The following is a 13,610-nucleotide window of genomic DNA, read 5'->3' as shown; positions in this document are numbered from 1 at the left end:
CAAAACTATATAGAGGTATTAACAATGGAATCAACTATTGCAATGGCTGCTTTCGGTAGTCCTTGGCAGCTCATTATCATTGCCTTACTTATTATTTTAATTTTCGGCACCAAAAAATTGCGTTCTTTAGGCTCAGATTTGGGTGAGTCACTCAAAGGCTTTAAAAAAGCAATGAACGATGACGAAAAAGCAAAAGCAGAACAAGAAAAGCAAGATGCTGACTTCGCACCTAAAAATATTACTGAACAACAGGCTGCTGAAAAGAAAGAAAGCCCAGTTGAGAGCAAAAACAAAGAGCAGGGTTAAACCGTGTTTGACATAGGTTTTAGTGAACTGTTGCTTATTGCAGTTATTGGTCTCGTTGTATTAGGCCCTGAGCGGTTACCAGTGGCAGTGAGAACTGTCGCTGGGTGGATCCGTGCGATGCGCTCTATGGCTGCAAATGTACAAAACGAGTTATCGCAAGAGTTAAAGCTGCAGGAGCTGCAAGAAACGCTGAAAAAGGTGGAAGAAAAAGCTAATTTAGAAGCGCTTTCTCCTGAACTTAAGCAGTCAATGGAAGAACTGCGTACAGCGGCACAATCGCTTAAAAGCGATTACCAAGCGACAACCAATGATATTGAAACAGAGTTAAACAAAGCAAAAGAGATCACTGACAGTTACGATAGTGCTGTAAAGGAAGCGAAAGATAATACTCAGCAGCCACCTGAAGAGTCTGATCCAAACCCTGAGCATGCTGCTAAAATGGCGGCTGTTGTTGAGGATGAAAAGCCAGAAGATTCAGTCGCGGTGAAAACAGTAGAATCACTCGATGCTAAAGTAAAAAACTCTAATCAAACTGAAAGTGAAAAATAACACATGGCTGTAAATGATACACAACCACTTATTAGCCACCTCATTGAACTTCGCAAACGGCTGTTAAACTGTTTAATTACAGTTTTAATTGTTTTTGCTGCGCTTGCTTATTTTTCAAATGATATCTATCGGCTGGTAGCAGCCCCTTTGATTGATAAGCTACCAGTAGGTTCGCAAATGAGTGCGACAGATGTGGCGTCAACATTCTTTACCCCAATTAAATTGACAATGATGGTTTCGGTTTTTGTATCGATACCGGTTATTCTCTATCAAATTTGGGCTTTTATTGCACCTGCCTTATACAAGCATGAACGCAAACTCATGTTGCCTTTGCTTGTTTCAAGTAGTTTCTTGTTTTATTTGGGAATGGCATTTGCCTACTTCGTTGTTTTTCCCCTCGCATTTGGTTTCTTTGTTAAAACGACCCCAGATAGCGTTAACTTTATTCCCGATATCAGTAAATATCTTAGTTTCGTCATGACATTATTCATGGCTTTTGGTGCGGCATTTGAAGTACCTATTGCAATTATTTTACTGTGTTGGACAGGCGTGACTACACCGGAATCCCTGAAACGTAAACGTCCTTATATTTTAGTTGGGGCATTTATCGTTGGGATGTTTTTAACGCCGCCAGATGTACTCTCTCAAACTTTGCTTGCTGTTCCAATGTATTTGCTTTTCGAGCTCGGAGTTTTACTATCCAATTTCTATGTTGGTAAAGGTAGAAACCGGCAAGAAGAGGTAGAGGAAGAAGAAAAAGAAGAGTCTTGATTTGCATTAAATTATCTTTAATTTGCAATGCAAAAAGGTCAAAAGCCCTTTAAGAAGGGCTTTTGATTGCTTAAAGCGTTCAATCTGTATTTTTTTTAAATTGCGTATTATCAACCACTTTAGGTACACTTTTATTTAAAATATTCAGTAAAAGAATAGAACGATACTCTCCATTAGGCTCATCAAAAATAGCTTGTACTCCCGCGAAAATACCTTCGGTAATTGTCACTTGGTCGCCATGTTTTGGTATATCTGGTGCGACGGAATAACTAACGGGGGTTTGTTGTAATAGCTCAATAATTTCTTCGGGGACTTCCGTCGGAAACTGGCCAAAACGAATAAAATGGCTAACCCCTCTTGTTGATTGGATGGTTGTCGTATGAATTTCATTATGATCAAATTTCACAAATAAGTAGTTTGGAAACAGGGCTTCTTGCACTGTCGCCCTTTTCCCTCTAACCACCTTTTCCATTTCAGTCATGGGCGTCATACAAACAACATTCTGTCGGTTTAAATGCTCCATAGCCCGTTCAATTTGGCCGCGTTTGCAATAAAGCAAATACCATTTTTCCATTTTTTTGAATTCCATCTGACAAAACTATGTTTATGATAACAAATTACGACATAACAATGTGACTAATGAAGAGCAGCACCATATTATTGATATTCTTAGGTCTATATTAACCGAATATAGTCTTATGATAACTGTAATGCAAAAAACAAATCAGTAGGAGACATAATGGATATCTTTTTGTTGAGTAACGGTAAGCTACCAGGCAACCCGGTATGGCTCAGCTACGCCTTACCTCGAATCAAAGAAATGATTGTTCGTAAGAACATAAAGTCAGCAGTTTTGGTTCCGTATGCAGTTCTTCGCGGTTCACATGACGAAAGAGCAGAACAGCTTTCAGATGCGTTGGGAATAAAAGTTACGTCTATTGAGCACTTTTCTAGTCCTGTGGAAGCGATTGAGCAGGCAGAATGTATTCTTGTGAGTGGTGGTAACACTTGGTGGTTGAATAAATGCCTACACGAGAACGGGTTGATAGTTGCGATTCAACGTGCGGTTCGTGAGCGTGGTGTGCCATATATCGGCTGGAGTGCAGGATGCAATGTAGCAACTCCAAGTATCCGTACTACGAATGATATGCCTGTTAGTAATGCTGCAATTATGCCATCTCTGGGGCTATTTCCATTACAAATTAACCCTCATTATATTGATGCTCATATTTCTGGTCATATGGGCGAAACTCGTGATGAACGATTACAAGAATTTTGTGTGATTAATCCTCATGAAGTTGTTGTTGCGCTCAGGGAAGGAAGTGGGTTACAAATTAAAGGTAATGAACTTCATTATTTCAGCGGAAAAGATGAAGGTTTTAAACTATTTCAGCATAATAAAACATTCTCAGAGCAATTTAATACATTACTATTAGAAAAATTAGTCCCTTTTGATTGCCAGTAAAATGGTATACTAAACCAGAAAAAGATTGATTTTTAAGTGCTTTAGACAGCAACTTGTAACCTTGGCCGGACGTCTTATAATGGGACTCCCCCTGTAACAGTAAAAGAAGATAATGAAATACCGTGACCTTAGAGATTTCATCTCGCAACTTGAGAAGCAAGGCGAGCTAAAACGCATTACAATGGAAGTCGACCCCTATTTGGAAATGACTGAAATTGCAGATCGCACACTAAGAGCAGGGGGGCCGGCCCTATTATTTGAAAATCCCAAAGGCTATAACATGCCTGTCTTGTGTAACCTGTTTGGAACAACTAAACGTGTTGCGATGGGGATGGGGCAAGAAGACATAAAAGCTTTACATGATGTAGGCAAATTACTTGCTTTCCTAAAAGAGCCTGATCCTCCGAAAGGCTTTCGTGACCTTTTCGATAAACTACCAAAATTCAAGCAAGTGCTAAATATGCCTGCAAAACGGCTAAGCTCTGCGCCTTGTCAGGAACAAATTTGGGCCGGTGAAGACGTTGACCTTACAAAAATCCCAGTTATGCATTGTTGGCCTGAAGATGCCGCTCCTTTAATTACATGGGGGCTGACAGTGACTAAAGGCCCACATAAAGAAAGGCAAAACTTAGGTATTTATCGTCAGCAAGTTCTTGGAAAAAACAAAGTTATTATGCGTTGGTTGTCTCATCGCGGTGGCGCTCTGGATTTTCAAGAATGGTGCCAAGCGCATCCCGGTGAAAAATTTCCTGTTGCAGTCGCCCTGGGTGCAGACCCAGCAACCATTTTAGGCGCGGTAACACCAGTCCCTGACACATTGTCAGAATATGCTTTTGCGGGGTTATTACGTGGTAATAAAACCGAGGTTGTTAAATGCATATCGAATGACCTTGAAGTTCCCGCTGGCGCTGAAATTATTTTAGAAGGGTATATTGAGCCAGGTGAAATGGCTCCCGAAGGTCCTTATGGTGACCATACCGGTTATTATAATGAAATAGACAGTTTCCCGGTATTTACTGTGACTCATGTGACTCAGCGTCGTGATGCAATTTATCATTCAACTTATACGGGAAGGCCACCAGATGAGCCCGCAGTATTAGGGGAAGCGTTAAACGAAGTCCTTGTTCCCATTCTTCAAAAACAATTTCCTGAAATTGTTGATTTTTATCTTCCTCCTGAAGGGTGCTCGTATCGTCTTGCCGTCGTAACAATGAAAAAACAATATGCAGGACATGCTAAAAGAGTCATGATGGGAGTCTGGTCATACCTGCGCCAATTCATGTACACTAAGTTTGTTATTGTTTGTGATGACGATATTAATGCACGGGACTGGAAAGATGTTATCTGGGCAATTACAACTCGGATGGATCCTGCCCGTGACACCGTGATGATGGAAAACACACCAATAGATTATCTCGACTTCGCTTCCCCTGTGTCTGGGCTGGGTTCAAAAATGGGGCTTGATGCCACCAATAAATGGCCGGGTGAGACAGATCGTGAGTGGGGGCGTCCTATCGTAATGACAGAGAGCGTTAAATCTCGCATTGATGATATTTGGGAACAATTAAATATTTTTGACAAAAAATAAGAGGGAAACCATGGCAACTTTAAGCTGTAAAGTAACATCTGTTGAATCTATCACGGATACGGTTTATCGGGTGATTTTGTTGCCAGATGGTCCTTTTCATTTTAAAGCAGGCCAATATTTAATGGTCGTGATGGATGAGCGTGACAAACGACCATTTTCAATGGCTTCAACTCCTCACAATAAAGAAACTATTGAGTTACATATCGGTGCTTCTGAAATCAATCTATATGCAATGGCAGTAATGGATAGAATTTTGGATCAAAAACGTATTGATATCGACATCCCACATGGTAAAGCTTGGTTTCGAGAAAATAGCAGTAATGCCATGATCTTAATTGCTGGTGGGACAGGTTTTTCCTATACCCACTCAGTATTGCTTGCGGCTTTAGCTGAAAACCCGAATCGTGATATCACTTTCTATTGGGGGGGGCGTCAATTGGAACACTTATACGATCTTGGCGAATTACAGGCCCTTAGTGAAAACTATCCTAATTTAAAGATCACACCAGTTGTAGAGCAACCAGATGAACTATGGCGAGGCAGAACAGGAACGGTTCTGAGTGCAGTGCTAGAAGATTTCGGTGACTTATCAGGCCATGATATCTATATTGCAGGCCGTTTTGAAATGGCGAAAATAGCTAGAGAACGGTTTTGTAATGAGCGCGGAGGTAAACCGGAGCAGTTATTCGGTGATGCTTATGAATTCATTTAACCCGTCCTAGTTTGAATTGTAGGGGTGTTGGCTTCATTCATTCGCCCTAGTCACATACTTTTGTATGCTCCTAGGGGCTCATTCACTTGCCGCCTACCTACAATTCGAACTATGAGGGTTAAACTTGTTATGGCTTTTGCGTGAAAACAGGCCAGTTCAAATTGTCGGGGGGTTGGCTTCATTCATTCGCCCTAGTCACATACTTTTGTATGCTCGTAGGGTCTCATTCATTTGCCGCCTACCTACAATTCGAACTATGAGGGTTAAACTTGTTATGGCTTTTGCGTGAAAACAGGCCAGTTCAAATTGTCGGGGGGTTGGCTTCATTCATTCGCCCTAGTCACATACTTTTGTATGCTCGTAGGGTCTCATTCATTTGCCACCTACCTACAACCCGAACTATGAGGGTTAAACTTGTTGTGGATATTCGGCTAGAAAGAGGCAAAAAAAACCCGCCCCTGACTAGGCGGGAACATCGACAAAATACAATGTTTGCGAAAACTAAAAATAAATTGTTAAACTCGTTCGATAATTGTGGCTATACCTTGGCCGAACCCGATACACATGGTGGCTAAACCAAACTGTTTATCGTTTTGTTCTAAATGATTAAGCAAAGCTGTTGAAATTCTTGCTCCTGAGCATCCCAAAGGGTGGCCAAGTGCAATAGCCCCTCCGCTGAGATTTACTTTATCATCTAATTGGTTTTCTGATAGCTTCAAGCCTTTTAGACATGCAATAGATTGTGCCGCAAAAGCTTCATTTAATTCAATAATATCAATATCATTTAAAGTTAGTCCTGCTCGCTTTAAAGCGAGCTCACTTGCTGGCACAGGCCCAAATCCCATGATTGATGGGTCACAGCCAACAACGGCCATTGCGCGTATTTTAGCTCGAGGTTTAATTCCTTGCTGAGTGGCATAACTTTCGCTGGTCAGTAGCATCGCGGACGCACCGTCAGATAGAGCAGATGAATTACCTGCGGTCACCGTCCCACTAACAGGGTCGAAGGCAGGGCGAAGAGCCGCTAAACCTTGCAAGCTTGCATCAAAGCGAATCACTTCATCATAATTTACTGAAATGAGGTTACCTGTGGCATCATGGCCATTAATTGGAACGATCTCGTTATTGAACTTCCCTTTTTCCGTTGCTAGGGCTGCAAGCTGGTGAGACCTTAATGCAAATGCATCTTGCTCTTCCCTGCTAATTTTATACATTTTGGCCAGCATTTCAGCGGTCAGTCCCATAGCGCCTGCGGCTTTAGCAACTCGTAAAGTCAGTTTAGGGTTGAAATCTATACCATGAGTCATTGGTACGTGACCCATATGCTCCACTCCACCAATGAGTACTGATTTTGCATCACCCGTCATAATTAACCGGCTCGCATCATGTATTGCTTGCATTGATGAACCACAAAGGCGATTTACTGTAACGGCAGGAACCGTATGAGGTATATCCGTGAGTAATGCTGCGTTTTTAGCAATATTAAACCCTTGCTCCAGTGTTTGCTGAACACAACCCCAGATGATGTCATCCAATTCTTTGTTACTTGCGTTTGGATTACGTTCAAAAATCGCATTCATGAGGTGTGCAGAAAGGTCTTCAGCTCTAATATGGCGAAATACCCCACCTTTTGAACGGCCCATTGGTGTACGTATTCCATCAATAATGACGACATTTTCCATAAAATTAACCTCTCGCAACTTTTTTGACATCAATCGCCACTACAGGTGGCTGTGGGTAATATCTTGCATTGGTAGCCGCTTTTTCTTTTAAGCCATTAGGCGCATGATATAGAGGACTTAAATGCTGTAAAGATTCCGTCGTTTTTAAGTAAGACTGGCTGCCTAAGGTATCTAAATAGCAGAACACCCCTCCTCTGAATGGTGGAAAGCCTAAACCATAAACTAAAGCAATATCTGCATCTGAAGGGCTTTGAATAATACCTTCCTCTAAGCAACGAACAACTTCGTTAATCATAGGAGCCATCATTCGAGCAATAATTTCTTCTTTGGTGAAAGTGCGCTTTGTTGGGCAAATAGTAGCAAGTAATTCATCAGCCCTAGGGTCATTAATTTTTTTCGGTTTCCCCTTTTTATCTTTTTCATATTGATAAAACCCTTGGCCATTCTTTTGACCAAATCGTTGTTGTTCATACATCACATCGATGGCATTTTTGCCTTTTTTCCCCATTCGTTCAGGAAAACCTTGAGCCATAACTTGCTCTGCATGAAAAGCAGTATCAATACCAACAACATCAAGAAGATAAGCAGGCCCCATTGGCCAGCCAAACTCTTTTTCCATGACTTTGTCTATTTCTCTAAAGTCAGCTCCATCTTGTAGCAGTAAGTTAAAGCCCGCAAAATAAGGAAAAAGTACCCGGTTAACAAAGAAGCCAGGGCAGTCATTGACAACAATAGGGGTTTTCCCCATTTTATTGGCGTAGGCAACAACCTTGGCAACAGTGTTATCAGAAGTTTGTTCTCCTCGGATAATTTCAACTAATGGCATCCGATGCACTGGGTTAAAAAAGTGCATACCGCAGAAATTTTCTGGGCGTTTTAGTGATTTTGCGAGGGTTGAAATTGGAATAGTTGATGTATTTGAAGCCAGTATAGTTTCACTTGTTACTAAGGACTCAACTTCAGATAATACAGCGGCTTTGACTTTCGGGTTCTCAACAACGGCTTCAACGACGATTTGGCTATTTTCCACCCCGTTGTAAGATAATGAGGGATGAATAGATGATAAGGTTGCCGCCATTTTCGCTGCGGTGATTTTCCCACGCTCAAATTGATTATTTAATAGCTTTTGTGCTTCTTCAATCCCTAAGTCTAATGACTTAACATTAATATCCTTCATTAAGACAGGTACGCCTTTACTGGCAGATTGATATGCAATGCCTCCGCCCATAATCCCTGCACCTAATACGGTAGCATGCGTTGGAATATCAACATGTTGTGCGATTTTTTTACTGTTTGACTTAACTTGTTGGTCATTTAGAAAAATATTCACTAACGCACGTGCAACATCACTATGCGCTAGAGGAACAAATGCAGCTGTTTCATGCTTCAAGGCTTCATCACGAGTGCAATTTGCTGCCTTTTCAATCGTATTTACAGCAGTCATAGGCGCTGGATAGTGTTTGCCTGCAACCTTGTACACCATCCCCTTAGCGACATTGAAACTCATCGTTTGCTCAATAGGTTTCAATTGTAGAGGGCTAAGCTTAGGTTGACGTTTTTTATGCCAATTGAAGGCCCCAGCAATTGCAGATTCAATGACTTGCAGCGCTGACTGTGCGAGAGCTTCTGTATTAACAACCGCGTCAACAAGGCCTAGTTTTAAAGCTTGCGAGGCATCGACATCTTTACCCGCAGTAATAATTTCTAATGCGCTATCCAAACCAATTAATCGAGGAAGCCGAACGGACCCACCAAAGCCAGGCATGATCCCAAGTTTTGTTTCAGGAAGCCCAATTCGAGCATCAGGTGAAGCGATGCGAAAATCAGTGGATAAAATGCATTCACAGCCACCACCTAATGCATAGCCATTAATGGCACAAATCGTTGGAACAGGTAGGTCTTCAATGCGATTAAAAATACTATTAGCGTAGTGCAACCAATCGCTTAGTGTTTCTTTTGACGCTTCAAAGAGTGAAAGAAATTCTTTGATATCAGCGCCAACAATAAAAGCGGGTTTATCAGAACGGAAAATTACACCTTGCAGCTCGGTTTGTTGCTCAAGAACAGACACGGCTTCATCAAGTGAAGCAACGGTGTGGGTATCCAATTTATTAATTGGCCCTGGTGAGTTAAAAACCAGTTCTGCAATCCCTTGTTTCAACCATTGAATATAGATAGTGTCACTTTGATAAAGCATTCTGCTCTCCTCTACGTGGTAGTGTTATCTGGTACGACCAGATAAGGTGAGTGTGACTAGAATGTTAATTAATTGCAAACTTTTAATAACAAAAATGGAAGGTTGGTCACAGCAATTAAGCGAAATAATTAATGATTTAAATGATAAAGGTATTATATATCAATTGATTAATGATGGTTTGCAACAGAGTGCATATCCGTTAATAACAGAACGTGGTAAGCTTGATTTTTCTAATTAATGCTGAAAGGTTGAAAGAAATGGAAAAACTGACTGCACTCTACGCTGAACACATTAAAACGTTACAAAACAGAACTCAGCAAGTTTTACAGCGCAGCAAATTAGATGCCATATTGATTCATTCGGGTGAACCCCTACGCATCTTTCTTGACGATAGCGACTATCCTTTTAAAGTTAATCCTCATTTCAAAGCGTGGGTGCCTGTTACTGATGTTCCACATTCATGGTTATTAGTTGATGGCGTAAATAAGCCTAAGCTATGGTTTTATTCACCTGTTGATTATTGGCATAGTGTTGAACCACTGCCGAACAGTTTTTGGACCAAAGATATTGAGTTAATCCATTTAAAAAATGCAGATGACATTAAAACCTTCCTAGCAAGTCTACCGAAAGAAAATGTGGCTTATATTGGTTCTGCAACTGCAAGGGCTGAGTCATTAGGGATTTCGCTACATAATATCAATCCCAAACCTGTTTTAGATTACTATCATTATCATCGTTCTTATAAAACAGATTATGAACTTTACTGCATGCGTGAAGCGCAAAAAATGGCTGTAAATGGGCACCTCGCTGCTCTTGAAGCATTTCGCGCAGGAATGAGTGAGTTTGATATTAATATCAGTTATTTACAATCAACCGGGCATCGAGATACCAATGTCCCTTATGGTAACATTGTTGCACTGAATGAAAATGCAGCTGTATTGCATTACACTAAACTACAGCAAACGGTACCGAACGAATTACGCAGCTTTCTTATTGATGCAGGTGCTGAATATAACGGTTATGCTGCTGATATTACGAGAACTTATGCTGCAAAAGGGAAAGATGAATTTGCTGAATTAGTTGCGGATGTCAATACGGAACAGCTCGCTTTAATTGATACAATCAAGGCGGGTGTACGCTACACAGACTATCATGTAGATATGCATCATAGAATTGCTAAGATACTGACTAAACATGATATTATTAAAGGTATTAGTGAAGAGTCAATGGTGGAAAGTGGTTTAACAACGCCATTTTTGCCTCACGGTTTAGGGCATCCGCTTGGTTTACAAGTCCATGATGCTGCTGGTTTTATGCAAGATGACAGTGGTACACATCTCGCGGCTCCTAAAATGTATCCATTCTTGCGTTGTACTCGTGTTTTAGAACCTAAAATGGTGTTAACTATCGAGCCTGGGCTCTACTTCATTGAATCTCTATTATCTGAATGGAGAAATGGGGAGTTTAGCCAGCACTTTAATTGGGATAAAATCGAGTTCTTCAAACCTTACGGTGGTATTCGTATTGAAGATAATATTGTGATCCACGCAAATCGTATTGAAAATATGACTCGAGACTTACATTTACGTTAATGAAACCTTATTTAATACCGGCTGAAACTATTTCTTTTACAGAAGAGATCAAAAAAAGCCAATTTATTACGTATTTAGCTCATACAGATGGTATTGAAGCGGCAAAAGATTATATTCAATCAATTAAAACTCAATACCCAGATGCCCGGCACCATTGCTGGGCATTTGTTGCTGGCCGGCCTGATGATTCACAAAAGTTAGGGTTCTCTGATGACGGGGAACCGACAGGAACAGCAGGAAAGCCCATTATGGCGCAACTATTAGGTAGCAACCTAGGGGAGGTTACCTGTGTCGTCGTGCGTTATTTTGGTGGAATAAAGCTAGGGACGGGGGGGCTCGTTAAAGCCTATGGAAATGGTGCCCAGCAAGCATTAAAAATATTACCCACAAAGACAAAAGTACCACAAAAAATCTTTAACTTAGAGTGTGACTATTCATTGATTAATGCAATTGAACAACTGCTTGTTCAAGTGAATGGCACGGTTTTGCACAGTGATTATAATGAAACTGTCTCTTTACAAATTGCAATTCCTGCTACTCTTGAGCAGGAGGTCAATGATAAATTACGCGATGTAAGTCGTGGAGCCTTAACGCTCACGCCAGAATCGGAATAGTAAACAGTTTTATCAAGGAACCTGCCGAATGCATTTTCGTGCAATAACCCGTATAGTCGGGCTGCTTGTCATCATCTTTTCTTTTACCATGGTTATTCCTGGTATTGTTGCGCTAATTTATCGTGATGGTGCAGGGCGAGCTTTTAGCCAGACTTTTGTCACGGCTTTGCTAATTGGCCTTTTTTTGTGGCTACCAACCCGTAATAGCCGGCACGAACTTAAAGCAAAAGAAGGTTTTCTTATTGTTGTTTTATTTTGGACTGTGCTGGGAAGCGTTGGGGCATTGCCGTTTATTTTTTCGGAAAGGCCCAATCTTTCGGTAACTGATGCTTTTTTTGAATCTTTTTCAGGCTTGACTACAACTGGTGCGACAACGCTAACAGGGCTTGATTCCTTGCCCAAAGCTATTTTGTTTTATCGGCAAATGCTTCAATGGCTTGGGGGGATGGGGATAATTGTACTCGCTGTTGCAATCTTACCGCTTTTGGGCGTTGGGGGAATGCAGCTATACCGCGCAGAAATGCCGGGTCCTTTGAAAGACAATAAAATGCGCCCTCGTATTGCAGAGACGGCAAAAACATTATGGCTTATCTATGTACTACTCACAATTGCTTGTGCGGTGGCTTTATGGATAGCCGGAATGGATGTTTTTGATGCCATTTCTCACAGCTTTTCAACCATTGCTATCGGTGGGTTTTCAACTCATGATGCCAGTATTGGTTATTTCAACAGCCCTGCGATTAACACTATTATTGGTATTTTCCTGATTATCTCTGGTTGTAACTTCGGTTTGCACTTTGCTGTATTAACCGGACGTAGTTTGGGAATTTATTGGCGCGATCCCGAATTTAGAATGTTCATAAGTTTCCAATTTGTCTTAGTGGTCATTTGTACTTTAGTGCTTATGTTTCATTCTGTTTATAGTAGTTTTGGTCAAACGCTTGACCAAGCCTTCTTCCAAGTTGTTTCAATGGCAACGACGGCTGGTTTTACAACGGATAGCTTTTCGGGATGGCCTCTTTTCTTACCAATGCTTCTATTATGTGCCGCATTTGTTGGGGGGTGTGCAGGCTCGACAGGTGGTGGGTTAAAAGTTATTCGTATCTTGTTACTTTTCTTACAAGGTTCGCGTGAGTTAAAACGCTTAGTTCATCCTAATGCAGTCTACACAATCAAACTGGGGCAAAGAGCATTACCAGAAAGAATAATTGAAGCCGTTTGGGGGTTCTTTTCTGCCTATGCACTTGTTTTTGTTGTTAGCTTATTATTGCTGATCGCAACAGGTGTTGATGAGTTTTCTGCGTTCTCAGCAATAGCGACCACACTCAATAACTTGGGACCAGGTCTTGGGACTGTCGCAGATAACTTCACATCAATGAATCCAGCTGGGAAATGGATTCTAGTGGTGACTATGTTATTTGGGCGCTTAGAGGTTTTCACTTTATTAGTGTTACTGACTCCCACTTTTTGGCGTGAATAGTCGAGCGCAACTAATAAATAATATTACCTATATAGAAATGATAATAATCTAGGAACAATAATGAGCTATTTACTTTTACATTCCAGTACGGATGGGCAAACTAAAAAAATTATTTTAAAAATAGCAGAACAACTGAGGAATTCAGGTCGTGAATGCGATATTCGTGATTTAAATACTGACCAACAGCTTAATTTATCAGGTTACGATAAAGTATTGGTAGGAGCATCCATTCGTTATGGGCATTTCAATAAAAAACTACAACGTTTTGTGACCTCCCATCAAAATCAATTGAACTCAATGAAAACAGGTTTTTTTGCTGTAAATTTGACGGCAAGAAAAGAAGGTAAGAATACAGTAGAAACTAACGCATATACGCGGAAGTTTTTAGAAGCGTGCCCTTGGAAGCCAACATTGAAATCTGTTTTTGCCGGAGCACTGTTTTACCCTCGTTATACATGGTTTGATAGAATGATGATCCGCCTAATTATGAAAATGACAGATGGCCCAACCGACCCAAAAACAGAAGTTGAATATACTAATTGGGAAAAGGTAGCCGAATTCGCAACTGAATTTGATAGTTTGTAGGTCGTAATTTCAACAAAATGTAGTTATTTTATGTTTTTTGTTTAATAAATCATCGCTTGGTAAAATAAA

At 40.8% G+C, this 13,610-nt stretch carries 14 protein-coding genes; 11 read left to right on the top strand and 3 right to left on the bottom strand.

The annotated features are described in order from the left end of the window. Positions 1 to 24 precede the first annotated feature (24 nt). Genes tatA through tatC form a run of 3 tightly spaced genes read left to right on the top strand, consistent with a single transcriptional unit; the run spans position 25 to position 1,626 of the window. On the top strand, positions 25 to 306 hold the full coding sequence (gene tatA / locus PR834_RS13835) for a twin-arginine translocase TatA/TatE family subunit (protein ID WP_004260812.1): 282 nt from the start codon (positions 25 to 27) through the stop codon (positions 304 to 306). Positions 307 to 309: 3 nt separating this feature from the next. Continuing rightward, positions 310 to 855 (top strand): Sec-independent protein translocase protein TatB, encoded by a 546-nt coding sequence (gene tatB, locus PR834_RS13830; protein WP_004260808.1) that lies wholly within the window; start codon positions 310 to 312, stop codon positions 853 to 855. A gap of 3 nt (positions 856 to 858) precedes the next feature. Beyond that, the gene (gene tatC / locus PR834_RS13825) at positions 859 to 1,626 is read left to right on the top strand and encodes a Sec-independent protein translocase subunit TatC (protein ID WP_272536716.1); all 768 of its coding nucleotides are present in this window, start codon (positions 859 to 861) and stop codon (positions 1,624 to 1,626) included. Positions 1,627 to 1,705: 79 nt separating this feature from the next. Here tatC and rfaH read toward each other — a convergent pair whose 3' ends face one another. Next, positions 1,706 to 2,200 (bottom strand): transcription/translation regulatory transformer protein RfaH, encoded by a 495-nt coding sequence (gene rfaH, locus PR834_RS13820; protein WP_094961389.1) that lies wholly within the window; start codon positions 2,198 to 2,200, stop codon positions 1,706 to 1,708. 165 nt (positions 2,201 to 2,365) lie between these two features. Between rfaH and pepE the strand changes: the two genes are divergently transcribed. The 3 genes from pepE to fre all read left to right on the top strand — a co-directional run bounded on the left by pepE (position 2,366) and on the right by fre (position 5,391). After that, positions 2,366 to 3,091 (top strand): dipeptidase PepE, encoded by a 726-nt coding sequence (gene pepE / locus PR834_RS13815; protein ID WP_096865123.1) that lies wholly within the window; start codon positions 2,366 to 2,368, stop codon positions 3,089 to 3,091. A gap of 112 nt (positions 3,092 to 3,203) precedes the next feature. Further along, positions 3,204 to 4,679 carry a 4-hydroxy-3-polyprenylbenzoate decarboxylase gene (gene ubiD, locus PR834_RS13810; RefSeq protein WP_004260801.1) on the top strand — a complete coding sequence of 492 codons (1,476 nt, stop codon included), beginning with the start codon at positions 3,204 to 3,206 and terminating at the stop codon, positions 4,677 to 4,679. Positions 4,680 to 4,689: 10 nt separating this feature from the next. Next, complete coding sequence (gene fre / locus PR834_RS13805) at positions 4,690 to 5,391, top strand: NAD(P)H-flavin reductase (protein WP_036958308.1); 702 nt, start codon at positions 4,690 to 4,692, stop codon at positions 5,389 to 5,391. Positions 5,392 to 5,906: 515 nt separating this feature from the next. Here the strand turns inward: fre and fadA are convergent. After that, entirely contained in the window at positions 5,907 to 7,073 is a 1,167-nt protein-coding gene (fadA, locus tag PR834_RS13800; protein WP_196732267.1) for an acetyl-CoA C-acyltransferase FadA, read from the bottom strand. A 4-nt stretch (positions 7,074 to 7,077) separates the two neighbouring features. After that, complete coding sequence (gene fadB, locus PR834_RS13795; protein WP_094961385.1) at positions 7,078 to 9,270, bottom strand: fatty acid oxidation complex subunit alpha FadB; 2,193 nt, start codon at positions 9,268 to 9,270, stop codon at positions 7,078 to 7,080. A gap of 52 nt (positions 9,271 to 9,322) precedes the next feature. Between fadB and PR834_RS13790 the strand changes: the two genes are divergently transcribed. From PR834_RS13790 to hemG, 5 genes are read left to right on the top strand one after another with little or no spacing between them, the layout of a single operon-like run. Further along, positions 9,323 to 9,508 carry a hypothetical protein gene (locus tag PR834_RS13790; protein WP_141240669.1) on the top strand — a complete coding sequence of 62 codons (186 nt, stop codon included), beginning with the start codon at positions 9,323 to 9,325 and terminating at the stop codon, positions 9,506 to 9,508. 19 nt (positions 9,509 to 9,527) lie between these two features. Continuing rightward, the gene (gene pepQ / locus PR834_RS13785; protein ID WP_096865120.1) at positions 9,528 to 10,862 is read left to right on the top strand and encodes a Xaa-Pro dipeptidase; all 1,335 of its coding nucleotides are present in this window, start codon (positions 9,528 to 9,530) and stop codon (positions 10,860 to 10,862) included. Then, complete coding sequence (locus PR834_RS13780) at positions 10,862 to 11,476, top strand: IMPACT family protein (protein ID WP_094961383.1); 615 nt, start codon at positions 10,862 to 10,864, stop codon at positions 11,474 to 11,476. The genes pepQ and PR834_RS13780 overlap by 1 nt, the downstream gene beginning before the upstream one ends. 28 nt (positions 11,477 to 11,504) lie before the next feature. Further along, positions 11,505 to 12,956, top strand: coding sequence for a Trk system potassium transporter TrkH (trkH, locus tag PR834_RS13775; protein ID WP_096865118.1), 1,452 nt, complete (start codon positions 11,505 to 11,507; stop codon positions 12,954 to 12,956). A 60-nt stretch (positions 12,957 to 13,016) separates the two neighbouring features. Beyond that, positions 13,017 to 13,541, top strand: coding sequence for a menaquinone-dependent protoporphyrinogen IX dehydrogenase (gene hemG / locus PR834_RS13770; protein ID WP_004260786.1), 525 nt, complete (start codon positions 13,017 to 13,019; stop codon positions 13,539 to 13,541). The last annotated feature ends 69 nt before the right edge of the window (positions 13,542 to 13,610 follow it).

The sequence above is a fragment of the Providencia sp. PROV182 genome (genome assembly GCF_028480325.1).
Lineage (GTDB): Bacteria > Pseudomonadota > Gammaproteobacteria > Enterobacterales > Enterobacteriaceae > Providencia > Providencia hangzhouensis.
The sequence above is the reverse complement of the archived record's forward strand: the minus strand, read 5'-3'. Positions and strand labels throughout refer to the sequence as shown.

Bases quoted from the DNA above. Each gene is read 5' to 3' on its own strand.
- tatA (WP_004260812.1), top strand. From the start codon at position 25: ATGGAATCAACTATTGCAATGGCTGCTTTCGGTAGTCCTTGGCAGCTC.
- tatC (WP_272536716.1), top strand. From the start codon at position 859: ATGGCTGTAAATGATACACAACCACTTATTAGCCACCTCATTGAACTT.
- rfaH (WP_094961389.1), bottom strand. From the start codon at position 2,200: ATGGAAAAATGGTATTTGCTTTATTGCAAACGCGGCCAAATTGAACGG.
- pepE (WP_096865123.1), top strand. From the start codon at position 2,366: ATGGATATCTTTTTGTTGAGTAACGGTAAGCTACCAGGCAACCCGGTA.
- ubiD (WP_004260801.1), top strand. From the start codon at position 3,204: ATGAAATACCGTGACCTTAGAGATTTCATCTCGCAACTTGAGAAGCAA.
- fre (WP_036958308.1), top strand. From the start codon at position 4,690: ATGGCAACTTTAAGCTGTAAAGTAACATCTGTTGAATCTATCACGGAT.
- fadA (WP_196732267.1), bottom strand. From the start codon at position 7,073: ATGGAAAATGTCGTCATTATTGATGGAATACGTACACCAATGGGCCGT.
- fadB (WP_094961385.1), bottom strand. From the start codon at position 9,270: ATGCTTTATCAAAGTGACACTATCTATATTCAATGGTTGAAACAAGGG.
- pepQ (WP_096865120.1), top strand. From the start codon at position 9,528: ATGGAAAAACTGACTGCACTCTACGCTGAACACATTAAAACGTTACAA.
- PR834_RS13780 (WP_094961383.1), top strand. From the start codon at position 10,862: ATGAAACCTTATTTAATACCGGCTGAAACTATTTCTTTTACAGAAGAG.
- trkH (WP_096865118.1), top strand. From the start codon at position 11,505: ATGCATTTTCGTGCAATAACCCGTATAGTCGGGCTGCTTGTCATCATC.
- hemG (WP_004260786.1), top strand. From the start codon at position 13,017: ATGAGCTATTTACTTTTACATTCCAGTACGGATGGGCAAACTAAAAAA.